The organism is Pseudomonas sp. NyZ201, from assembly GCF_049860765.1.
Lineage (GTDB): Bacteria > Pseudomonadota > Gammaproteobacteria > Pseudomonadales > Pseudomonadaceae > Aquipseudomonas > Aquipseudomonas bharatica.
On record NZ_CP187557.1, the window covers coordinates 4,849,850 to 4,871,721 of the forward strand.

Genomic DNA, 21,872 nt, shown 5'->3' on the forward strand with positions numbered 1-21,872 from the left:
CTTGACGCTGCGAACGCCGTGATACGGTGAAGGGAACAGCAAGACCGCCTACACCCCACTCAGCCACACACCCGCTGTTGGCAAGTGCGCAGCACGCGCAGGCCCGGAGCAACGATCCAGGCCGGAGGCGTCAAGGGATCAGCGCCGAATGGCTGTGATTCGGCACGAAGCACAGGGCGCAGCCCGCGAGCCCGACGGCGGTACGCCGGGACGCACGACTATGGTTTGTCGCCCTTAAGGGACAGCATTCCGCGAGATTCGAGCAGACGCCGTGCGTTCTCCAGCTCTTTTTGCAGCAACTCGGCATCCGGCAACACCGTCCGGTAGTTGGCCGCCATCACCTTGGTCGGCAAGCCATCCAACGCATACCGCGCCAGGGCATGGCCCTTGTCGGCACACAGGATCAGGCCCACCGGCGGATTCTCATCCGGGTAAGCCCAATGCTCCTTGGCATAGTTGCAGTACATGTGCATCTGCCCCACGTCCGCATGGGTCAAGCTGCCCAGCTTCAGGTCGATGATGACCAGGCAGCGCAGCTTGCGATGGAAGAACAGCAGATCCACCCGATACCACGTCTGGTCGATGCGCAACCGTCGTTGCCGCCCGACGAAGGTAAAGCCTTCGCCCAGTTCCAGCAGGAAGTCTTCCAGCCGCTGAATCAAGGCGGCTTCCAGATCGGATTCCGAATACTCATCCTTGAGATCGAGGAACTCCAGCACATACGGGTCTTTGATCGCGTCATTGGGCGTGACAGCATCCTCGGGCTTGGCCATCGAACCCTTGACCAGCATCGCCGCCTTGTCTTTGGACAAGGCCGTGCGTTCATAGAACTGGCTTCCGATCTGCCGGTCGAGCTGGCGCACGCTCCAGCCACCGCGCAGTGCTTCGGTCTCGTAGAAGCGGCGGGCATGGTCATCCTTGACCGACAGCAGCCGCACATAGGCTGACCACGGCAGGGTGAAGACCTGGGCCAGTTCGGAGAGGTCGAATTTCCGAGACACTGTCTGGGATTTCTCGGCAGGTAACTCATTTCCCAATTTCCCAGACACTGTCTGGGAAATCTGTGGCTGAGGGTATGCGAGGAAGAAACGCCGCATGCTCTCCAGGTTGTTGACACCGAACCCACGCCCGAATCGGGCCGTCAAGTCGGCGGACAGGCGCTCCATCAACTGCTCGCCGTAACCGGCCCGTCGTCTGCCTTTCTGCTCTGCTTCGACGATTCGGCGGCCGATCTCCCAATAGCTGGCGGTCATCAGCGCATTGACACTGCGCGCCGCTGCCTGGCGCGCAGCATCCAGTAGCTCCACGATGCCGCCGTGGATGCCGGCATAGCCAGCCGGTAAGGCGGCCGGTTTCCGCGTTGCCACAGGCGTCTTCCTTGTCATGCTGTTACCTCCATGGAACGGGATGCCCCGGTAATCGCCAGCCGCCGATTCGCCACCAGTTCGGCCGCATCCCGCACCGGCTTGTCCTCGATATGAACATAGTGCATAAACATCGCCACGGTCTTGTGACCTGTGAGCTTCATGCCCACCTTGGTCGGCACGCCCGAGTTGGCAATGTCGGTTGTTGCCCTGTGGCGGATGCCGTGTGTACCGACATGCGGCACGCCTGCGGCCTTGAGTACGCGCGTCCAGCCGCCGTAGTGCTCGCCGTGGGTCAGGTACCGGTTCGGATCGTTGGGCGACGGCAGGACGTAGGGGCAGCCCTCCCGGCGCGGCGCGGTGGACAGCAAGCGATAGGCTTCCTCACTCATGGGCTTGGAGATGCCGCCGGTCTTGCTGTCGGGCCACACCACGCGCCGGTTCTCGAAGTCCAGCCAGTCCCATTCCAGCGGGCAGATTTCCGAGCGCCGTGCGGCGAACTCGAATTGCAGGCGGATCGCCAGCGGAATGACATAGTTCTCCAGTCCTTCGGCTTCCAGCTTCTCCAACTGGCGGAAGATCCGCACCAGTTCATCGTCCACGATGAGCCGGGTTTCCTTGCCGGGCGGATACATCGGGACATGGCGGCACGGATTCGTGCCGTCCGGACGCAGCCCCCACACTTCGGCCAGGTTGAACATCTTGCGCAGCACACCGAATGTACGGTTCGCTTCGGCCGGCTTGTAGGCCAGCTTCTTCATCAGCGTAGCCACATCCGGACGCTTCACGTCCTGCACCTTCATCCGGCCCATGATGGGAATGATGTTGCGGTCGATGACGCCCTGATAGCCGCGCTGCGTGCTGGGCTTGTTGCGTTGCTTGGAGTAGTCCTCCATGAAGGTGTGGCAATACTCCTTCATGGTCGGGGCTTTGCGGGAGGCGTTCTTGGCCGCGCTCGGGTCGCCGCCCTTACGGACCTCGGCCAGCCACTCCTGCGCCATCGTGCGTGCCTGTTCGACGGTCAGTTCCCCGTACTGGCCCAGGGCGGGCTTGCGGCGCTCGCCGGCGTTGGTGCGGTATTGAAGCATGAAGACCTTGCGGCCCGCCGGGGTGATCTTGCACAGGAAGCCGGGCACCACGGTATCCCGAAGTTCGACGGCCTGCGCCTGGGGCTTTGCCGCATCGACTGCGGACTTGGTGAGCTTGATTCTTGCCACGATGACTCCTCGGAAAACCCGGTTTCCAAGAGCCACATGGGAGCCACGCGACCGGAAGCCGGGTCAAATTTCGGAAAGCACCGGCATATATTGAACTCACCTAAGTGATTGATAAACCTGCTGTATCGAGCCTTGGCGTAGTCCAGCGAATAGCGGTACTGGAGTCATCGTGAAACAAAAAAACGCGCAGCTGTAGCAGACGACCTACGTAAGATCGGGACCACTGCCGTCGCGGCCGCCCTCGTAGGTATCTTCCTCAGCACTAGCCGTCTCCTGACCGCTTTCGCCCTCGTGGTAGGTGTTGTAATCTGGATTACAGGCATCTACCTCACCCCGGAGGAATGACATGAGCCAAACCACATTCGGCATCCTCATGTTCACCGCTCTGCTGTTCATCTGTTCTGGTATGGCAGTATGGGCTGACTGGCCCAACATCAAACGCCGGTGCCAGAAGATTCTCAAAGCACATTGATCATCGACCTTCTCAACTAAACCCTCCGCCTGGAGGGTTTTTTCTTTTAAGGCTTGACAATGGGTTTCTTCATTTACATTCTTGTGATCGTGAGCTGCTGACGTTGTCAGTAACCCAAGCCCGAGCAGTCATGATCTGGAAGACTGCTACACCCACTGCGGTGTTGATCTCCCCAAAATCGCCAAGCTTCCGGAAGCGCGATTGATCAATCTCTCGATTGATGGAAGCCTACCCAACTCGCTCCATCCCAACCCACGCGGGGAATACTTTCCCCCATGGGCGAAGTGTTTCTCCGCTTTCGCTTTTGAAACTGGAGAATCACCATGAGCAACCAATCCAACGAAGCCAAATTCTTCGACCTGCACACCACTGGCATCGGATACCTCAACCGTATCCGTCAAGTCAGTCCCCGCAAGGGCAAACCGTTCACCTGTGTCACCGTCGCGGCATTGCACGGCGCAACTGAAAAAGCTGAGTACTCCTACATCGACTGCAACGTTGTCGGTGCCGAGGCAGAATCGCTGGTTAAACGCTGCCAGCAAGCTGTTGAAGCCAATAAGAAGGTGCTCGTCTCCTTCCGAATAGGCGACATCTGGGCTGATGCTTTCACCTATGAAAAAGGTGACAAGAAAGGTCAGGCCGGCGCAAGCCTCAAGGGCCGCCTGCTCTACATCGGCTGGATCAAAGTTGACGGCAAGCTGGTCTACGAAGCGAAACCGAAAACCATCAACACCCCGGTGGACAATCACGAGCTTCCCGCTCCTGAGCAACCTCTGAACCAGGAACCGCCAGTAGCCGACCAGTTTGGTGAACAGCGCCAACCTAACTTCGGTGATGATGATCCGCAGCAGGCCGACCAGGCTGCTTAACCTCTATCAAGGCGCTGATTTCAGCGCCTTTGTTTTCTGCCAAGAGGGCATGCGAGCAACTGCGATGTTTGTGCCTACCGCCCGGCCAACGAATTCGGTATTGGTTCACTGTCGTCGACAGTGCCTCCCGGAGCCAGGGTTTAAGGCTCCAGCGCATTGCGCTAACCCACCCAAGATCGCATAGCACTCGGCGGCGCGATCACATCACCTGGTGATGGAGTGCTTTCTACTTTACCTACCCGCGAGGATCTCATCCTTGCGGACTGAGGCCTCGCTCATTCTGGAGACCTCTGATGTCCATACCCTCCGCCTCGACCGAGGCATATCTCACCCTTCCGGTTGTCCTGGACAACACAGCGTGGATGCGCGCGATCTATCTCGAAAACCCAGCACGGGTAGCCGAGATGAGCCAGCGTCTTGCCACCGTCGTCCAAACGGCATGGCAGGAGCTCAAGCAACAACCTCTGGCCACGGCACTCAACTTCGGCGTGTACACGAAACAACATACCGGCAGCCAGCGGGACTGGGTCGAACTCGCCTTGCGAGTTGTCACGCCCGACAATGAGCCGGCCTATATCCATATCAAGCTGCAGCCTGCTGCCGCCCCAGCCTGACACAACCATCTTTTACTCACCCAGAGGGGTCACCCTCTGGGGTGGCTTCTCTCCAGGAGCACGCCCCATGACACAATCCCCCAACCCCTTTCACATCACTTCAACAGCTCACCTTCTAGCCCATCCCTGCTGCAGCCCAGCTTTCGAAATCGACTCAGCCCACTTGCCCGAGGCAGACTGGGAAGACCTGCAGACACTCGTTGAAACCGCAGATACATCTTTGCTTCAGTTCGAGTGTTTCACGCTACCTCTTAGTGAAGCCATCGGCTTCAAAATCTTCAGCACGCCCTAGACCGATGATCATCTCGGAAAGTACTGGGGATACGATCTGCAATCACTTCAAGCTCTCCAGGCAGAAGAAGGTTTCAGTGATGAAACCATCAGATTACTCACACTTGCCGCTCAAGCAGATGTGAGGTTTCTCGTGATCGACCCCAATAGCAACGTTCTCAACGGTCTGCCTCTATTCGGCTGCTGACCACCTTCCACCCTCGCGGGGAACGCCCGCCGGGAGTTCCCCATGTTTTACGGGGAGCACACATGATCTCTATCACAGGCCAGTTGGCCATCCGCACCATCTCCGGCCGACTTGGGCTCTTTAATGTCGGCCGCCTGAGCACCTCGATTGGTGAATTCACGATCAAAGACGCCCTCTTGGACCAGTACCAGGAGGGCAAGTACAGAGGTGACTTCGCGATCAAGCAGATTCGCCCCTCGTACTACTCCCATGGCGGCCGACTCGTTGTCGAAATCAGAGCCGAACTCGAGGGCATGACCCTAGATGACGTCACAGGCCTCAGCCGGGAGGACGAAGAACACCTGCCGACCAATGTTCCTGACCCCTTGGAGGAGAATGGGCTTGCGCCCCCATTGGCACCGCCCCGACATACTCCAGTTGCTCCCCCACCATCACCCCAAACCGATGCTCTTGCTTCGAATGAGCCATTCGGGATGGATCAGCCGACATCGTTAACTGCTGACGATCCAGACGCCGAGCTGTTCGGCACGGTCTGGCCGTTGAGCGAAACCGTAAGGCTCGACACCACGGTAGATCGACAACGGTTGCGCGCTCAATGCACGCGGCTAGACCAACTCGGTTTCACCATGGACTTCAAAACTCAAACCTGGTCCAGGGTCTCGCCATAAAGCGCCCTGCACCACACAGCTTGGAGCCTCCTTGGGGTTCCTCTTCAGCATCGGGAGCGAATCCATGAATCCTTTTTTTAAAGGCGTGCCTGACGACTATCTGTACTTCGTCGAAGACTCATTAACAAACGATAATGAGTCGACCGATGAAGAGCTCGTTGAATATTTCATCGGGGAGTTTTATCTCACATCGGAACAGGCTGACGCTGCTGTTGGGCTTCGCTCACAGTATCTGAGTCAGCGCTTCAAAGAAGGGCATGGCCCTTTGCATCGGCTTGATCCCTTGCCCTTCGATCCCACTACCCGTACCTACCATTAACTCAATACTACCCAGGGGGCATACGCCCTCTGGAGCGTACGCCTCCAATTCGGAGGTTTAATGACACCTATTCCCCTGTACCAAATCGAGGAGTGCCCAGACCTGTACGTCGACGCTTGTGTGTGCGATGAGCAACGTAACCTGGTGTTCTTGTCGGCCTGGGGTCGTGACACCGCACTGCAGGAATTTCTGGCCAGGCTCACACTGGGCCGGGAAGAGAATGGGCTTGAGCAGTTTCACATTCTCATCGACGGGCGGAGCATTCCTGTCTTTCCTAACCACGACCTGCTGGAAAAGCGCACCACACGGCAATTCCGCGGCACCCTATTCGGCAGCATGTTGCACCTTTGGCTGTTCGACCGACGCGCCTCGGTGCCCGACCAGGCCAATCACTTCGCCTTCGCCCTCCTAGAGCGCATTGAAGCCCCACACCAACGGCTCTGGGCGCTGGTGATCGAGACCTGCCCGCTTCCCCTTCTCCTCCACTGGCGCGAGCCCGTGATGGAAGTCCTCACCCAGCACCAGATGCTGATTGCCCTCCCAGGAGCGATCGGCAACGTCTGCGCCTGGCGACTCGCCATGAAGCTCGAGGTACTCGAGCCTGCACTCGGAGAGTTGATTCGCCAGGGCGTACTCACCACTGAAGCTCAGGCGCCTGCCTGAGCTCATTCACCAACTCAACCAACTCAAAGGACGCCCTATGGCCCTCATGTTTCCGCGCTTGGCGCGCAACTTTGCCCGTAACGGCTACTACCCCACCGATGAAATCACTCTTGAACGCACGCTGCAGGCACTCACTCCCGCCACTTCTGGCAGGATGAGGATCTGCGACCCCTGTGCAGGTGAAGGTGTTGCCCTTGCTGAAGCGGCTCACTTCCTGGGCCGCGACCAGGTCCAAGCGTTCGCCGTCGAGTACGATCGCGAACGCGCGGATCACGCGCGCGGACTGCTCGACCGGGTGCTGCACAGCGACCTCTTCGACACCTTGATCAGCCGACAGTCGTTCGGCTTGCTCTGGCTCAACCCACCCTACGGCGACCTAGTCGCAGATCACTCCGGTGCCTCTCAGTACCAAGGCAGCGGCCGTCGGCGTTTGGAGAAAGCCTTTTATCAGCGCTGCCTCCCACTTCTGCAGTACGGCGGCGTGATGGTGCTCATCGTTCCTCACTACGTCCTCGACGATGAGTTGACCGGATGGCTGAGCAATCACTTCGCCGAGCTACGTGTGTATGGAGCCGCAGACCCCACCTTCAAGCAGGTGGTGATCATCGGTATCCGCGTACGTCGGCAGGACCTGGCCCGGGCTTCCACCAACCAGGTAAGGTTTCGCCTGCAGGCGATCGGGGCCGGCCAGGAACAGGTCGAAGAGATCCCAGCCATCTGGCCGTGGGAGCCGTACCTTGTCCCGTCAGCTGCTGGCGAGCTGGAGCACTTCTACCGCATTACCCTGGAGCCGGAGCAATTCGCCGCCGAGATCCTGCGGTTGCGGGGCCTCTGGCCCGACTTCAACTTGCACTTCGGGCAAGCCGGACTTCCCCCCCGAGCACCTGTCCGCGAGCTGTCGCGCTGGCACCTCGCACTGGCTCTGGCCGCCGGCGCCATCTCCGGTGTAGTACGTTCGAAGTCGGGGCGGGTCTTGGTCGTGAAGGGTGATACCTACAAAGACAAGGTGCGCAAGACCGAATTCACCGAGGACGAGAAGGGTAACGTCTCAGAAGTCAGAACCCTCACAGATCGCTTCATCCCGATCATCCGCGCCTGGGAAATGACGACCTCCTCGGTGAACCACGGCCAGGTGCTGATCATCAGCTCCTCGCCGGCGAGCATCGACGAGGCGCCTGCAGCTGAAGAGCTTGTTGCAACGTCACTGTTCAACCCAGGACAGATCGTGATGACCGCCGCTATCAGCAACCTGGTGGAAACTGGGCAGCTGAATCCCGCCTCTGTGCTGAAACGCCATCTTGCAGGCGACTGGGGCGAGCTATGCGATGACGATAGAGCCTCCAACCAGCTCGCACTTACCCACGGAGACCGTTTGTTCTCAAGCTACGACATCGACGTCGGGGACGAGTCCAGGCTCTGGATCATCACCGAAGCCGATCGTAGCTACACCACCCTGCTACTTCCCAGCGACTACTGACCCCACGCCACTCACGCCGCAACGGCGTACACATCACAACCCCGTAGGGTATGCCCATACCCGCCGCGGTTTGTGCATGCCCTGCGTTACCTCCAGGAGATGCACATGAACGCACTGACCCAATCGGCTGCCTCGGCCAACTCCCCCCTGAACATCAACCTGACCGATTTCATCGACGAGTTCGGCGACGAGCTCCTGAAGTCACTCAACCGCTCAAACCCTCCGGTTTATACCGGTAGCGTCAACGAACAGCGCCAGGCCGTGATGGCGAATCTCAAGCGCACGCCATTCGTCGCGCAAGCCGAAGTTGTTCAAGCCATTACGGCGCTACTGCTCGATCGCAACGAGCAAGCCGCGATAATCAACGCCGAGATGGGTACCGGGAAGACGATGATGGCCATCGCAGTCGCTGCCGTGCTCCACGCGGCAGGCTACCGTCGTACCCTCGTCGTCTCGCCACCCCACCTGGTCTACAAGTGGCGACGCGAAATCCTAGAAACGACGCCTGGCGCCCGCGTCTGGGTACTCAACGGCCCGGATACACTGGTGAAACTTCTCAAGCTGCGTGACCAGCAGTGGCAATCCTATGACGGCCGGCCGGAGTTCTTCATCCTCGGCCGTGTACGGATGCGGATGGGCTTCCACTGGAGGCTCGCCTGCTGGAAGCGACGTGCTGCAGGCGGCCAACTGTTGGCCGCATGCCCAGACTGTGGCCAGGTCCTCGAGGATCTGGAACGCAACCTGGTCACCGTGGACGAGTTCAAGCGCGGAGACCGCCGTCGCAATTGCACCGCCTGCAACGCTGCCCTCTGGACGCTTATGCGTCCAGGCAAAACCGATGGTGGCGACCGACGCTCGACGATCCTGAAGTCGATGTGTCGAATCCCAACGATCGGCCCGGTTCGGGCAGAACGTCTGCTGAATGACTTCGGCGAGGACTTCCTGGCCTCGATGCTGGTCGACAACGTCTCGGAGTTCATCAATCTGATGGACGCGAAAGGCAACTTCGTCTTCAGCGACCGCCAGGCCAAGCGCATGGAGCGAGCAATGGCAAACATCGAGTTCGGGTTCGGCGAAGGCGGCTACCAGCCGACAGAGTTCATCAAACGCTACCTACCCGATGGTTTCTTCGACCTGCTGGTGGTCGACGAGGGGCATGAGTACAAGAACAGCGGTTCGGCCCAGGGCCAAGCCATGGGGGTGTTGGCCGCGAAGGCGCGTAAAACCGTGCTTCTCACCGGGACCTTGATGGGTGGTTACGCCGACGACCTGTTCTACCTTCTGTTCCGCATCCTCACCCGGCGCATGATCGAGGACGGCTACCGACCCAACGCACGCGGCAGTATGGCTCCTGCAGTCATGTCGTTCATGCGCGATCACGGCGTGCTCAAGGACATCTACACCGAGCGCGATGGCGATTCGCACAAGACCGCCAAGGGCAAGAAGCTGTCGGTACGCACCGTGAAAGCCCCAGGCTTCGGCCCTAAAGGCATCCATCGGTTCGTGCTGCCATTCACCGTGTTCCTGAAGCTCAAGGATATCGGTGGCAATGTGCTGCCCAGCTACCAGGAGGAGTTCATCGACGTGCCCATGGCGCCGGAACAGGCCTCGGCCTACCAGCGCTTGGCGGCCACGTTGACCGCTGAGCTCCGTCAGGCTCTTGCCCGGAGAGACACCACACTCATGGGGGTAGTGCTCAACGTGCTGCTGGCCTGGCCGGACTGCTGCTTCCGATCGGAGATGGTTAAACATCCGCGTACCCGTGACACACTGGCCTTAGTGCCGGCGCTCTTCGGTGACGATGAACAGATGCCTAAGGAGCAGGCGCTGCTGAACCTATGCCTCGAGGAGAAGGCGAAAGGCCGCAAGGTCCTTGCATATACCGTCTACAGCGGGACGCGCGACACTACGTCCAGGCTGAAGAAGGTCCTCGAGCAGGTAGGTCTGCGCGTTGCGGTACTGCGGGCCACGGTTGAAACGGCTCGGCGCGAGGACTGGATTCTCGACCAGGTCGACCGCGGTGTCGACGTGCTGCTCACCAACCCGGAGCTGGTCAAGACCGGGCTGGACCTGCTGGACTTCCCAACCATCGCCTTCCTGCAGACGGGGTACAACGTGTACACCCTACAGCAGGCCGCGCGGCGCTCGTGGAGGATCGGGCAGAAACACCCGGTCCGCGTGGTTTTCTTCGGCTACGCCGGCAGTTCGCAGATTACCTGCTTGCAGCTGATGGCAAAGAAGATCGCAGTGGCGCAGAGCACTTCGGGTGATGTACCAGAGTCCGGGCTTGACTCCCTGAACCAGGACGGCGACTCGGTTGAAATGGCATTAGCTAGACAACTCATAGCTGCATGAAAAATGGCCACCAATCGGTGGCCATTTTTGTCCTAGATAATAATGTTCCTTGTGCATAATCAAATTCGCAGCAAACTCTAACAATGAGGTTTCTGAAGCGGATTGATCTGGACAGTACTAATGGCACTCGGCTACCGTCGTAGCTTTATAAGGGGCACGATGTTGTCTTGTCTCAGGATGGCATGTAGGCCTTGGCGAGAGTCGCCATTGCGGCAGCAAATTAGGGACAGGTGAGTTGATTTCAAGGCAAATTGATACTTTTGACGTGGGCCCCAGCCGAGACGGCGACCAGTTTCATTACTCACGCGCGTCCCGTCTTTGTCTGGAACTCCTGGTAGCATCCTCCGACCTCCAGGTCGTCTCCGTTGAAGGCATTTCGAAGAAGGACTCCGTCAACGCGGGCATCGAGTCCATTGATCTCGCGCTCTACTACGGCAGTTCCAACCTATCTACTGCAAGGCTCGTACGGTATCGCCAACTCAAACATTCGACCCTCCACGCCGACAAGGAGTGGACGGCGAGCGGCCTGCGGAAAACGCTCAAGGACTTCGCTGACCGCTTTACCGCGTTGGTAGACCAATTCGGTATCAAAAATGTCTGCGAGCGCTTTGCATTCGAGTTCGAAACAAACCGCCCTCTCTCGCCTCAGGTGGATCAAGTGCTGACAGCCCTGAGGCAGGGCAGTCATGGACCCAACACGCGCTACATCAGCCGCGTAACGGGGCTGACGCCTGCCGACCTCCAGGCGTTCGCCTCATTGTTCAAGCCGATCACGCGCGTCGAGGGGTTTCTCGAGCAGCGTGTGTTGCTCAACCAGGATTTTCGGGCCTACCTCCCAGATAACGATAAAGATGCGGCTATCGCACTACGGGACCTCGTCGCGCGCAAAGCTACGACCGAGTTTAAGGCAAATCACGAGATCCGCCGTGAGGATGTCCTTGACGCAATCGGCGTCCGTTTAGACGACCTGTTCCCGGCGACGAACGTCCTTGAGTCTCCCTCAGTGGTGGTACCCCGCGCACAGATGTCGGATTTGGTCACGGCGATAATCCAATCGTCGGCAGCGATCATCGTGTCTGCAGATGGCGGCTATGGTAAATCTATCGTCGCCACCCAGATCGGCAATGCTTTTCCAGAAGGGAAAGCCTTCGTCTATGACTGCTTCGGCAATGGCGGTTACCGAAGCGCGACCGGTCTGCGGCATCGCGCCAAGGACGGGTTGGTACAATTGGCAAACGAAATGGCCGCTCAGGGTCTATGCCACCCGCTGATTCCAACCCCGAAAGCCGATGACGCTGCTTATGTGCATGCGTTTATGGCGAGAATAGCCCAAGCCAGCGCCTCCTTACGGAGTCAGGCCACCAGTTCGTACCTGGTTCTGGTACTCGACGCGGCGGACAACGCGGAGATGGCAGCAAAAGAGTTTCACCACCCGCCTAGCTTCCCGCGCCTGCTGCTCGCCGAATCGTTTCCCGACAACGTTCGTCTAGTGCTCACCGCACGCCCTCATCGGGTCGACAAGCTTCAGCCCCCGCCGGGAGTGGTCAGCTTTGTCCTCAATGGATTCACCGAGAAGGAGACGGGTGATCTGCTCAGGACCCGGTTCCCGGACGTGCAGGAGATGGACATACGGGAGTTTCATCGACTGACATCGCACAATCCACGCGTGCAGCGCGCGGCTCTGGACCTGCACCCGAGCGCGCCTCTAGAAGCGGTCTTGCGCAGACTAGGCCCTTCGCCTCGCACGGTCGACGATACCATTGGCGATCTTCTAGAGCGGGCCGTAACGCAGGTCCGACACGGGGCAGCAGAGGTCGAGCGGCCTCAGATCGATCGCATCTGCGCGGCGCTCGCTACGTTACGTCCGTTTGTGCCGATCAGAATCATCGCGTTGACAGCGGGCGTCGACGAGGGGTTGGTTCGAAGCTTCATTCATGACCTAGGCCGGCCACTGCTGCTCCGTGACGACTCCGTACAGTTTAGGGATGAGCCAACGGAAACTTGGTTTCAAGAACGTTTCCGGCCTGAGCGAGGAGAACTGGAGGCATTTGTCGGCCGTCTGAAGCCTCTTGCGCGAGAGAGTCGCTACGCTGCCTCCGCGCTGCCCGCACTTATGCTGAGTACGGATTGCTTCGATGAACTGGTTCGACTGGCTCTTGACGACGACGCACTACCTGAGAACGACGAGATTGCCCGACGTGACGTCGAGTTGCAGAGGTTAGAGTTTGCAACACTCGCCGCTTTAAGGGCGCGCCGATACTCGGATGCCGCCAAGCTCGCATTGAAGTCCGGCGGACGAGTAGCGGCCGATACCCGCCAACAGACGCTCCTCAGCGGTAACGTGGACATCGCAGCCCGGTTCCTTGATGGGAGCCAATTATTGGAGCAGGTCTCAAGGCGACAGATTTTCGGTGGCAATTGGACCGGCTCGGAACATGCTTATGAGGCGGCGCTGCTATCTGGACGGAAAGGCTTGGAGGGTGAAGCACGCGCTCAGCTGCGATTAGCCTATGACTGGCTCGACCACTGGCTGCGCAACCGGCATATGGAAGATCTCCAAACGTCCGTCGAAGATATGGACATCCTCGAGCTGCAGTGGGCGGAGCTGAATGTCCATGGAGCGACGTCCTGCGCCGGCCAGTTGCGGCGATGGCAGCCACGTGAACTGTCCTATCGCGTGGGACGATTGCTCGCAAAGCGTCTGGTTGACGGGGCCCGGTGGGCAGATGCTGATGCTTTGGCTCAGGCGGCCGGCAATGATATTGGGCTAGTACTTGCATTAGCCGATGAACTCAGGACCGTAGAACGGCATGTACCGAAAGCCGCCGCTGCACGCACCATGTGCCTGCTACTGCATTCACGAATCAAACTTGACGCACCGAGCGACTGGCGAAGCGAGAGCACGCGAATTGGTGCGGTCGCGTCGATGGTCGATACAGCAAGACACTACCGCTTGGCATCTAAGCGCGTGCTAGTAGGCTTCTTGCGGCGTTACCTGCCTAAAGACGTGCCTCGCACTCTCGAGTCGGAGCATTTAAAAGACGATCGGTTTGTATATCTGCGGGCATACGCATTGCTGGCAGCGCTTTTGGGCAAGCCTCTGACGCTTGAGCTAATTTATGGCGTAAAGCGCAAGTCGCGCAAACAGCCGAGGGGCGACAATCGCTTCAGCGGCAGGGACTTTGAGAATATTAAGGCGCTGTTGCCATGGCATGAATTGAGCGTGAAGGTCCGGTCCGGCAAGGTCTCTAAAGTTGAATTCGATTCCTTGAAAGCTGAGGCGCTGAAGCATTGGGCTCACCATCGGCGAGACGTCTACCAAGGCTGGTCCGTAACCGCAGACGAGGTCGCGCGGCTATGGTCAGAGTGCATAGTTTTGCTTGGCGGGGACGAGGCGCTCTGGGCGTGCTTATCGCAATGGCAGGACAGTCTACGTTCTCCCCTTTTCATTCCGACCCAGGCGGCCCTCTCGCGTTGCGCGGCATTAACGGGCGGCCCCCCTCAAATCGCCCTATCCTTTGCACGTAAGGCGCGTGATCGGATCGGAGAGGAAGCCGAGCTCGCAGAATCCATGGCCGATGGCTACGTCCTTCTCGCTCGGGCCGTTATTGGAGCCAGTGAGGATGAGGCTCAGCAGTATTTCAATGAGGCCGTTCGCGTCGCCAGCAAAATTGGCCAGGAAAACCTCGAACGATGGCACGCTCTTTTACACCTAAGTGGCGCTTGTGCCTCGGACAGGGTCGATGATCCCGAGCTCGCGTATCGATTTGCGCGTGCTGCAGAACTTACACGATCATACGTCGACCGCGACAAACACTTCGATTGGGAGCACACAGTCGAGGCGATCACCACTCTGTCGCCGCGCTCATCGCCGGCAATAATGAGCAGGTGGCGTGACCGTCAATTCGGTGAGCCTGAGCGCTTTTTCCCTCAGCTTGTCGAAATCCTCTGCAAACGGGGCGACTTGGATGCCCAGGACGCAGCGGCCCTGATCTGCTTCGAAGGCTACTGGAATTGGATAAGCGTTACCGCGTCCGCGCTCGACTCGGCCAAGACCGGTTTAGAGAAAGAAAAGCTACTGGCCTATTTTTACCACTACCTGCGTTTCTCCAAGAATTGCAGAAAGTCTCTAAATGACATCGCCGATGCTATTCAAGCACGTGGTCTGAACCCGCAGCCATTTCGTGAGCTGCAAAAAAACGCCCCACAGCCTGAATCAGATCGCCATTCTCGGAAGGCGGCGTCGACCGGCGGGCACAATTCCAGTCCGGACTGGGGCAAGGTTTTTCTAGGCATTGACCTCCTTAATGCATCAAGTCTCATAGAGAGCCAGGCGCGTATACCAAAGGGCGGCTTCGAGCGTTGGCGCGAGGAGTGGGTCGGCGAAGCTGTTGCGCGCTTACCCGCCGGTAGGGAACGTGCGTTCATCGAGAGCCTTGAAAAAGTCTACGACTGGAGCCCCTATACCGTCCGTGGGCTCCTGCAGCAGATCCCTGATTCGTGGGCGGATCGACTCGCGGCGCGACAGGCTTTGGCTACGTTCGTACGTCGCATGGCTAGCAATCATGCAAGCTCACTCGGCATCTACCGCCACTATCAACCTTTACCCTACGACCTTATTTTTGAGAAAACGGGGGTCACGCGCCAAGAGTTGTGGCGAGCGGCGCTAGAGGCTATCGCCAATACGAGCCTGCCGGAAAATTCACGCGATCTGTTCCAACTCGTCGCTGCCCTCGCTCAATTCTTGTCCCCCTGCGAAGCGCGATCCGTTCTGGGCTATGGTCTGGAGCACCTGGAGGAGGCACTCGGCTGCGAGCAGGGCGACGGACCATGGCATCCGCGTTTGGCACCTGCCGGTGGAAGTCGCGAAAGCATAGCAGGCTATATCTGGGCGGCCCTCGGGGCCTGTGAGTCGGGGCGTCGATGGCAAGCGGCCCATGCTGTCCGGGCTCTTTGTCGGTTGGGCCGCGAAGCTCTCTTGAGGGACATCCTCGCGCTCGCGACCGGCGGTGGAACGGCTGCTTTTACCGACGCAAGCCTCCATTTCTATCAAATGCACGCAATGCAGTGGTTATTGATTGCCCTCGACCGTGCTTCTCGTGAAAGCGGAGACATCGTTTCGCACCACGCCGCCTGGCTGATGTCGGTGGCATCGCGGCAGAACCGTCATGTGATCAGTCGCGGCATTGCAGCTCGCGCTCTCTTGGCCTTGACCGAAGGTGGCCATATTACGTTGGATTCGGTGGACCGTGATGCGCTATTGCGGATAAACATGTCTACGCTTCCGACGCAGTTTTCCGCCTACCACACCCGGACTCACCGCAGTCCACAAAGCCTGGAGCATCCATGCGACTTCATATTCGGCCACGATTTTTCGAGGAGTTGGATCGATTCGCTGGCGAGGTGTTTTGCAGTTACCTCCGACGAAATCAAGGCTATCACGTGCCGAGTTATCCGCGAGGACTGGGGACGCCGAGAGAATGGCCATTATGATCAAGATAAGCGTGCCATGCGTGGACAATTCAAGGAGCATGTAAGGCACCGCGGCAACGAACTAGGTGGACAGGACAATCTCTCATTCTATCTTTCTTATCATGCTTTGATGGAGTCTGCGGGACATTTGCTGGAAACCCAATCGCTCCACGAGGATCCAGAAGATTCATGGGGATCTTTCTCCCGTTGGCTAGAAGACACAGCCTCCCTCAATGCCAAAGGCGACTGGCTGGCAGATCACAGACAGATGCCTCCACTTGAGGTTATCAAGTTCCCGCCACATCAAGAGGGAGTGTGGCCCATTCCTATAAATGAGGAATATGCGCTTTCGCGCCTAATGGCCCACGCCGGAGCGGTAGTGGTGGCAGGTCGATGGACACAGTACGAGGGGCGTAATAGAGAAACACTCCGAGTGGTTAGCGCACTCGCATCTCGCAACCGCGTGGGCGCATTGTCCCGTGCCTTGGCGACGACCCGAAATCCATACGATTATGCACTACCCGAGTATCGGGATTCCCATGAGATCCGCCACGGCGACTTTGTATTGGAAGGATGGGTGGCAGAGTCGGGTACAGAGTCCGGTGCTGATTCGGATGATCCCTGGAGCGGTGGATTGACGCGGCTCTTTCCAGACCTTGCCGGCCCTATGGCGGCCGAGCTCGAAATTGTCCAGGACGAAACATCTGGTACGTGGCATCAGCATGACGGAACTTGTGTTGCTTGGGTCGAGCGATGGAGCGAAAGCGCCGACGATGATAGTGGTCGTACCCCTAGCGGTGAACGCCTCGTAGTCGACAGAAAATTTCTGAAAGAGGCCCTGGATCGACGGAATCAAGCATTGATTCTTGAAGTCACCTGCCACCGCTACGTGGTGCCCTTCAACTACGAAAGCAGGAGTAAAGATGACGAAGAAGAGCGGTCCACCACCATCATCACAATCGAACAAGCGGATACCCCCAGTATTGTCGGTCGCAACGCTTGCACTAGGCGAAAAGCTCGTAACCGAACTAAAGCTCAATGATTCAACTGATACGTTAGCGCGATGGATGGCACATTACGTCGCTGAGCTAATGTTGCGCGCCGAGCACGCCCCTCTTCCCAACCGTGAAGAAACGGAGAGGGCGTGCGCCAGCGCTATCTTAGATTTGTGGGCACAAACACGATCTTGTCCCACCAAAAGTACGGCTTTTGAGTCCATTGACCGGGTGATCGAGTGCATGGATTCCTTGCATCCGGAAGCGGGGCCACATTACCGCAATAAACTCTGGCGGGCCCTAGAGGCACGTACTAGCGACGATAGCACTGAAATTGATAGTCTTTTGAAGTCGGCCCTGTGGGTCGATGCCGCGGCTCGCAACCTCATCCATCATCTCCTTGCGCACGCATCACATGTGGCGGGACGAGACAACGCCGAGTGGTTAGAACTGGCTCAAAATCTTGACGAGGATGACCCTGTCACTGGTTTACGGATAAGAATCGTGAGGGCGGGACAGGAAGAGATGGAAACTAAAAATCATCGTATTGAGCAACTTGAAAAGCGCATTGAGCAGCTCGAGCATTTCTCCGTTGCGGCCCAAGCACTCAAGACGGACCTTGAGGATGCGTTAGCGGCTGCTAAGGATAGGCCGGCAACGAAGCCTCACTAACGTCTACAAACTTGTTTGGATTGCCCGACACTGATCTCTGTCCACACGCAGACCCTTCGGTCGGTACGATATCGGTTTACAGTTCATAGAGCGCTTGGTCATTTGCCGCCAAGCCCAGTTCGGCCTGGCAACTATCCTGGAGGCGGGACGTTCACCTGCTGTGCCACTGCCAGACACTCTGCGAGGTAGCAGCGCATAAATTGGGCGCTCGCTACTGCAGGTGCGACCAACCAGTTTTGGTAATCGCTTCTTGGTAGAATCACTACCATTCTTTTCTCGTCTGTAGGCTTGTGATAATTGCGCATGAATTCATGCTCGTCGGCATTTACGGTCAGCATCGTGTAAGAGCGCAAAATTTCCCGAGAGCTAGGATCACACCACTCCTCCCACAACCCAGCGATACCCATGATTTCCCCATCCGCCTGAACGATGCGAGTCGCTATCGCTCTTCCAGAGCGCCAGTCTGGCTCGTAAATCGCAGTTGCCGGGATGATGCAATGCTGAGCTTTAGTAAGCGTACGGCCAATACGCTCGCTTTCTAATGAACGCCGCCCCTTGTTGCACCCAGGGCGGATGTGATCACCGGACGCTTACGGGCAACACTTCGCTTCTGTGAGCTTAAAGCCTAAGTACCCGACATCCATGTGCTTTTTTCAGCAACATACAGCATGTGCATTTGGCCAGGGTCGGTCGGCATATAATCGGGATGAGGGAACTCCCCGCCTTCAACTCTCGCCATCCCCAGCCGCTGCATTACAGTCTCAGAGCGCTTGTTCGCCAATGCGGTGAAGGCGTAAACGCGGGGCACATCCAAGGTGCCAAACGCATAATTGAGGACCGCGCGAGCTGCTTCTGTCGCATAACCGTTGCCCCAATAATCTCGACCAAGGCGCCACCCCACCTCTAAAGCCGGCCCGAATGGAAAATCAATCCCAAGCCAATGTAGGCCAACTGCGCCTATCAACGAGCCGTCCTCGATACGCTCGGCAGCCCAAAAGGTCGGCTCGCCGCCTTCGGAAAGCCGCGTCAGTTGGTCAACGATATTGCTGGTCTCTGACGCGGTCTTCGTGCCGCCGAGGAACCGCATCACCTCAGGATCAGCATGAATTACGCTCAACAGGGGCTTATCCGCCTCTCTCCAATCCCTAAGCTTCAACCGCTTTGTTTCAATCATTCTTCCCCCATAGCGAACAGGCTTGCCCCCAACTGCCACGATATCGCTGAGCCCTCAGCAAGTCCTGATCTAAATTTTTCGAGAGGCTGCAACGGCATCAGGCCGACAGCATTCTAGGTTCTGTACGAAAAATACTGCCTTGGGCATCGCAGCGCGCAAGCCAGCGTGACCATCGCGCCAAAACTTCTGGCGAGCTTGTCGTAGCGGGTGCCGATCCTCCGGCTCTCTTTCACCCAGCCAAACATAGGCTCGATGATGTTCCGTTGTAAGCGTCTGCCCAACTAACTTTGCCTAAGCAAGGCCTGTACCCACCGATGCGGTAGCAGTTGCCCAATCTCACTGGCCCGTTGCGTCGGCAACCGCCTCAGAACATCTTTGAGATAGGCATACGGATCATGCCCATTCATGCGCGCCGACTGAATCAGGCTCATAATCGCCGCAGCCCGTTTGCCACTGCGCAACGACCCGGCAAACAACCAGTTCGAGCGCCCGAGTGCCCATGGCCGTATCTGGTTCTCGACCTGATTGTTGTCGATGGGCACAGATCCATCGTCCAGGTAGCGCGTCAGCGCTACCCAGCGTTTTAGGCTGTAGTCGAGGGCTTTGGCCGTGGCTGATCCGTTGGGCACGAGGTCGCGCTGGGCCAACATCCACTCATGCAGTGTTTTGCTGATCGGTACCGCCAACTCCTGACGTATTCGCCACCGATCTTCATCGCTCATGTCCCGAGCCTGGCGCTCGATCTCGTATAAACCGCCAATCGAATGCAACGCCTGTTCGGCCAACTGGCTTTTGTTCGCGACATGCAGATCGAAAAACTTGCGACGGGCGTGGGCCATGCAGCCGATTTCAGTGATGCCTTGTTCAAAACCAGCCTTGTAGCCAGCAAAGTCGTCGCAGACCAGCTTGCCGTTCCAGTCGCACAGGAAGTTGCGCGCATGTTCGCCTGCACGGCTTGGGCTGAAATCGTAAACCACGGCTTTGAGCGCCGAAAACGGCGTAGTGCTGTAGGCCCAGACGTAGGCCCGGTGGGTTTTCTTCTCGCCCGGCGCAAGCATTTGAACCGGTGTTTCGTCAGCGTGAATCACGCCCTGGTTCAGCACCGCTTCACGCAGTGCATCGACCAAAGGTTGGAGCCGCACGCCGGTTTGTCCGACCCACTGGGCCAAGGTCGAGCGAGCAATTGCCAGCCCGGCGCGGCCAAAGATTTTCTCCTGCCGGTAGAGCGGCAAGTGATCGGCAAACTTGGCCACCATCACGTGGGCCAGCAGGCCTGCGGTTGGAATACCTTTGTCGATGACCTGCGCTGGCACCGGCGCCTGAATCAAGGTTTCGCACTGACGGCAGGCCCATTTGCCACGCACATGTTGCTCGACCGTGAACACGCCCGGCGTGTAATCCAGCTTCTCGCTGACGTCTTCACCAATACGCTGAAGTTGGCAGCCACAGGCGCAATGAGTGTTTTCTGGCTCGTGGCGAATCACGGTACGCGGAAAATGCGGTGGCAATGGCGCACGTTTGGGTGATTGCCGTGGCTCGGCCTGTGACGAAGCTGGGAGGAGCTGTTTTAGCTCAGCTTCGATAGCTTCAAGGTCTGTATTGAGCAGGTCATCCAGCAAGCTGCCTTGCGCCGGACTGATTTGCTCGCTGCGCTTGGCAAACTTGTGGCGTTTGAGCAGGGCGATTTCGTAAGTGAGCTGTTCGATGATGGTTTCATCGTTCTGGATCTTCCTGCTCATCGCCTCGACTTGGGACTGCAACTGCAACGCCTGTGCCGCCAAGGCACGAAGCTGTTCCGGGGTCATCTGATCGAGGTTAGGCGAGAAAGTCATGGCGCCGATTGTGTCAGAGCAGGCGCGAAACGACGACAAGCAGACCGGCCAAATGGCCGGCGGTTACAGCATGCTGATCACACCGCCTGAGCCGACCCGCTGCCACGGCAGGCCCAGTACCAATGCCTGGAGTTGCTCGCTGTCGAGTTCGACTTCGCAACCATGGCGAATGCCGGGCCAGTGAAACTTGCCTTGATTCAATCGCCGTGCGGCAAGCCAGACTCCCACGCCGTCGTGTACCAGCACTTTCATCCGGTTAGCCCGGCGATTGGCGAACAGATAAGCGCAGTGCGGCTTCGCCGCACCGAACACCGCGATCACTCGGGCCAATGCCGTTTCGGTGCCGGCGCGCATGTCCATCGGCTCGGTGGCCAGCCAGATTGCATCGATGCGGATCATTGAGCGACAGCCCGGATAAATTGCGCGCAGCCCTCGGGATCTGAGGTTGGCCATTTCACAGTGATCACTTGGCCGGCCATGGGCAACTCGATGATCACTGACGCTTCGGCTGGCCGTTTAGGTGCGGCTTTTAGCGGGACGAATGCCGGTAGTGAAGTTGCTGTGGGCTGATCTCGATAGAGCGGCATCCATTTACGGATGACGTTGGCATTGATGCCGTGGCTGATGGCGACACTGGAAATGGATGCGCCAGGTTGCAGGCATTCCTGAACGACCTGGGCTTTGAACGGTTTCGGATAAGAGTTTCGTTGGCGCATTGAAATCCTGGCGATAAGGGCGATCGCGTCCGCTTAAAAATACGCGGACACCATCGCCCTTAAAGCTGGAGTTCGGAAGGTGAGTTCGCCGGACGCTTACGAGCTTTACGCCACGCATTCCGGTACGACGGCTTCTCGGCCACGGTCTCAGAACGGGCGTTGTAGGTTCGGCGAGCGATCTTCGTGTCGTCGCTCCAACTGGGTATCAAGCCAAAGGAGCCTCTAAGCAGCTCGATTCGGTGTTCTCTACTGGCAGCTTCGGCCTGGCTCACGGTACTACGTAAGAAAGGCCCCAAATAGCCAGGCCATAGATCGAGGGGTTCCTGGACCTCAACATCAAAACCAAAGGCTAGAGCGAGCTGCTTCGAGCTGGGGGCCTCATAGTGACTACACATTCTTGATCCTCCTCGAGTCGCCCCAGGTATGTAGCTCCAGACCGAGCTGCTGCTGGTGGACCTTCGCGCCTGTCTGAAATTTCCGACACCACATTGACCAGAATGGTCCTTCGGCATTTT

The 21,872-nt window shown here is 58.1% G+C and carries 18 protein-coding genes and 1 pseudogene; 10 read left to right on the forward strand and 9 right to left on the reverse strand.

Going from position 1 to position 21,872, the window contains the following annotated elements:
• Positions 1 to 218: 218 nt before the first annotated feature.
• A complete protein-coding gene (locus ACPFMA_RS21705) occupies positions 219 to 1,385 on the reverse strand; it encodes a PDDEXK nuclease domain-containing protein (RefSeq protein WP_425928694.1) in 1,167 nt (388 codons plus the stop codon).
• Entirely contained in the window at positions 1,382 to 2,581 is a 1,200-nt protein-coding gene (locus ACPFMA_RS21710) for a tyrosine-type recombinase/integrase (protein ID WP_425928695.1), read from the reverse strand. The genes ACPFMA_RS21705 and ACPFMA_RS21710 overlap by 4 nt, the downstream gene beginning before the upstream one ends.
• Before the next feature lie 346 nt (positions 2,582 to 2,927).
• Here ACPFMA_RS21710 and ACPFMA_RS21715 point away from each other — a divergent pair, with 346 nt between their 5' ends.
• From ACPFMA_RS21715 to avs3b, 10 genes are all read left to right on the forward strand, one after another.
• Entirely contained in the window at positions 2,928 to 3,053 is a 126-nt protein-coding gene (locus ACPFMA_RS21715) for a hypothetical protein (protein ID WP_425928696.1), read from the forward strand.
• 323 nt (positions 3,054 to 3,376) lie between these two features.
• Positions 3,377 to 3,922: an STY4534 family ICE replication protein gene (locus tag ACPFMA_RS21720; protein ID WP_425928697.1), complete on the forward strand. Its 546-nt coding sequence runs from the start codon at positions 3,377 to 3,379 to the stop codon at positions 3,920 to 3,922.
• A 293-nt stretch (positions 3,923 to 4,215) separates the two neighbouring features.
• Positions 4,216 to 4,536 (forward strand): hypothetical protein, encoded by a 321-nt coding sequence (locus ACPFMA_RS21725; RefSeq protein ID WP_425928698.1) that lies wholly within the window; start codon positions 4,216 to 4,218, stop codon positions 4,534 to 4,536.
• Positions 4,537 to 5,076: 540 nt separating this feature from the next.
• Positions 5,077 to 5,682, forward strand: coding sequence for a DUF3275 family protein (locus ACPFMA_RS21730; protein WP_425928699.1), 606 nt, complete (start codon positions 5,077 to 5,079; stop codon positions 5,680 to 5,682).
• Positions 5,683 to 5,746: 64 nt separating this feature from the next.
• Positions 5,747 to 6,001: a hypothetical protein gene (locus ACPFMA_RS21735; RefSeq protein ID WP_009399102.1), complete on the forward strand. Its 255-nt coding sequence runs from the start codon at positions 5,747 to 5,749 to the stop codon at positions 5,999 to 6,001.
• A 60-nt stretch (positions 6,002 to 6,061) separates the two neighbouring features.
• Positions 6,062 to 6,664 carry a hypothetical protein gene (locus ACPFMA_RS21740; RefSeq protein WP_425928700.1) on the forward strand — a complete coding sequence of 201 codons (603 nt, stop codon included), beginning with the start codon at positions 6,062 to 6,064 and terminating at the stop codon, positions 6,662 to 6,664.
• 37 nt (positions 6,665 to 6,701) lie between these two features.
• The gene (locus ACPFMA_RS21745; RefSeq protein ID WP_425928701.1) at positions 6,702 to 8,141 is read left to right on the forward strand and encodes a DUF6094 domain-containing protein; all 1,440 of its coding nucleotides are present in this window, start codon (positions 6,702 to 6,704) and stop codon (positions 8,139 to 8,141) included.
• Positions 8,142 to 8,246: 105 nt separating this feature from the next.
• Positions 8,247 to 10,496: an SNF2-related protein gene (locus ACPFMA_RS21750; protein ID WP_425928702.1), complete on the forward strand. Its 2,250-nt coding sequence runs from the start codon at positions 8,247 to 8,249 to the stop codon at positions 10,494 to 10,496.
• A gap of 235 nt (positions 10,497 to 10,731) precedes the next feature.
• On the forward strand, positions 10,732 to 17,010 hold the full coding sequence (locus ACPFMA_RS21755) for a hypothetical protein (RefSeq protein ID WP_425928703.1): 6,279 nt from the start codon (positions 10,732 to 10,734) through the stop codon (positions 17,008 to 17,010).
• A complete protein-coding gene (gene avs3b / locus ACPFMA_RS21760) occupies positions 16,892 to 17,635 on the forward strand; it encodes an AVAST type 3 anti-phage proein Avs3b (RefSeq protein ID WP_425928704.1) in 744 nt (247 codons plus the stop codon). Before ACPFMA_RS21755 ends, avs3b begins: the two co-directional genes overlap by 119 nt.
• A gap of 131 nt (positions 17,636 to 17,766) precedes the next feature.
• Here the strand turns inward: avs3b and ACPFMA_RS21765 are convergent, their stop codons facing one another.
• The 7 genes and pseudogenes from ACPFMA_RS21765 to ACPFMA_RS21795 all read right to left on the reverse strand — a co-directional run bounded on the left by ACPFMA_RS21765 (position 17,767) and on the right by ACPFMA_RS21795 (position 21,869).
• On the reverse strand, positions 17,767 to 18,162 hold the full coding sequence (locus ACPFMA_RS21765; RefSeq protein WP_425930620.1) for an SOS response-associated peptidase family protein: 396 nt from the start codon (positions 18,160 to 18,162) through the stop codon (positions 17,767 to 17,769).
• Between the two features lie 98 nt (positions 18,163 to 18,260).
• Complete coding sequence (locus tag ACPFMA_RS21770) at positions 18,261 to 18,809, reverse strand: GNAT family N-acetyltransferase (protein ID WP_425928705.1); 549 nt, start codon at positions 18,807 to 18,809, stop codon at positions 18,261 to 18,263.
• A 113-nt stretch (positions 18,810 to 18,922) separates the two neighbouring features.
• Positions 18,923 to 19,075, reverse strand: a pseudogene (locus tag ACPFMA_RS21775) (transposase); the annotation flags it as partial.
• Between the two features lie 15 nt (positions 19,076 to 19,090).
• A complete protein-coding gene (gene tnpC / locus ACPFMA_RS21780) occupies positions 19,091 to 20,641 on the reverse strand; it encodes an IS66 family transposase (RefSeq protein ID WP_425928706.1) in 1,551 nt (516 codons plus the stop codon).
• Between the two features lie 63 nt (positions 20,642 to 20,704).
• On the reverse strand, positions 20,705 to 21,040 hold the full coding sequence (tnpB, locus tag ACPFMA_RS21785; RefSeq protein WP_003189483.1) for an IS66 family insertion sequence element accessory protein TnpB: 336 nt from the start codon (positions 21,038 to 21,040) through the stop codon (positions 20,705 to 20,707).
• Positions 21,037 to 21,357, reverse strand: coding sequence for an IS66-like element accessory protein TnpA (gene tnpA / locus ACPFMA_RS21790; protein ID WP_425928707.1), 321 nt, complete (start codon positions 21,355 to 21,357; stop codon positions 21,037 to 21,039). The genes tnpB and tnpA overlap by 4 nt, the downstream gene beginning before the upstream one ends.
• Before the next feature lie 59 nt (positions 21,358 to 21,416).
• On the reverse strand, positions 21,417 to 21,869 hold the full coding sequence (locus ACPFMA_RS21795; RefSeq protein WP_425928708.1) for an SOS response-associated peptidase family protein: 453 nt from the start codon (positions 21,867 to 21,869) through the stop codon (positions 21,417 to 21,419).
• Positions 21,870 to 21,872 lie beyond the last annotated feature (3 nt).

What these genes read in the sequence shown, in the direction of transcription:
- ACPFMA_RS21705 (WP_425928694.1), bottom strand. Translation starts at nt 1,385, where the DNA reads ATGACAAGGAAGACGCCTGTGGCAACGCGGAAACCGGCCGCCTTACCG.
- ACPFMA_RS21715 (WP_425928696.1), top strand. Translation starts at nt 2,928, where the DNA reads ATGAGCCAAACCACATTCGGCATCCTCATGTTCACCGCTCTGCTGTTC.
- ACPFMA_RS21720 (WP_425928697.1), top strand. Translation starts at nt 3,377, where the DNA reads ATGAGCAACCAATCCAACGAAGCCAAATTCTTCGACCTGCACACCACT.
- ACPFMA_RS21725 (WP_425928698.1), top strand. Translation starts at nt 4,216, where the DNA reads ATGTCCATACCCTCCGCCTCGACCGAGGCATATCTCACCCTTCCGGTT.
- ACPFMA_RS21730 (WP_425928699.1), top strand. Translation starts at nt 5,077, where the DNA reads ATGATCTCTATCACAGGCCAGTTGGCCATCCGCACCATCTCCGGCCGA.
- ACPFMA_RS21735 (WP_009399102.1), top strand. Translation starts at nt 5,747, where the DNA reads ATGAATCCTTTTTTTAAAGGCGTGCCTGACGACTATCTGTACTTCGTC.
- ACPFMA_RS21740 (WP_425928700.1), top strand. Translation starts at nt 6,062, where the DNA reads ATGACACCTATTCCCCTGTACCAAATCGAGGAGTGCCCAGACCTGTAC.
- ACPFMA_RS21745 (WP_425928701.1), top strand. Translation starts at nt 6,702, where the DNA reads ATGGCCCTCATGTTTCCGCGCTTGGCGCGCAACTTTGCCCGTAACGGC.
- ACPFMA_RS21750 (WP_425928702.1), top strand. Translation starts at nt 8,247, where the DNA reads ATGAACGCACTGACCCAATCGGCTGCCTCGGCCAACTCCCCCCTGAAC.
- avs3b (WP_425928704.1), top strand. Translation starts at nt 16,892, where the DNA reads ATGACGAAGAAGAGCGGTCCACCACCATCATCACAATCGAACAAGCGG.
- ACPFMA_RS21770 (WP_425928705.1), bottom strand. Translation starts at nt 18,809, where the DNA reads ATGATTGAAACAAAGCGGTTGAAGCTTAGGGATTGGAGAGAGGCGGAT.
- tnpC (WP_425928706.1), bottom strand. Translation starts at nt 20,641, where the DNA reads ATGACTTTCTCGCCTAACCTCGATCAGATGACCCCGGAACAGCTTCGT.
- tnpB (WP_003189483.1), bottom strand. Translation starts at nt 21,040, where the DNA reads ATGATCCGCATCGATGCAATCTGGCTGGCCACCGAGCCGATGGACATG.
- tnpA (WP_425928707.1), bottom strand. Translation starts at nt 21,357, where the DNA reads ATGCGCCAACGAAACTCTTATCCGAAACCGTTCAAAGCCCAGGTCGTT.
- ACPFMA_RS21795 (WP_425928708.1), bottom strand. Translation starts at nt 21,869, where the DNA reads ATGCCGAAGGACCATTCTGGTCAATGTGGTGTCGGAAATTTCAGACAG.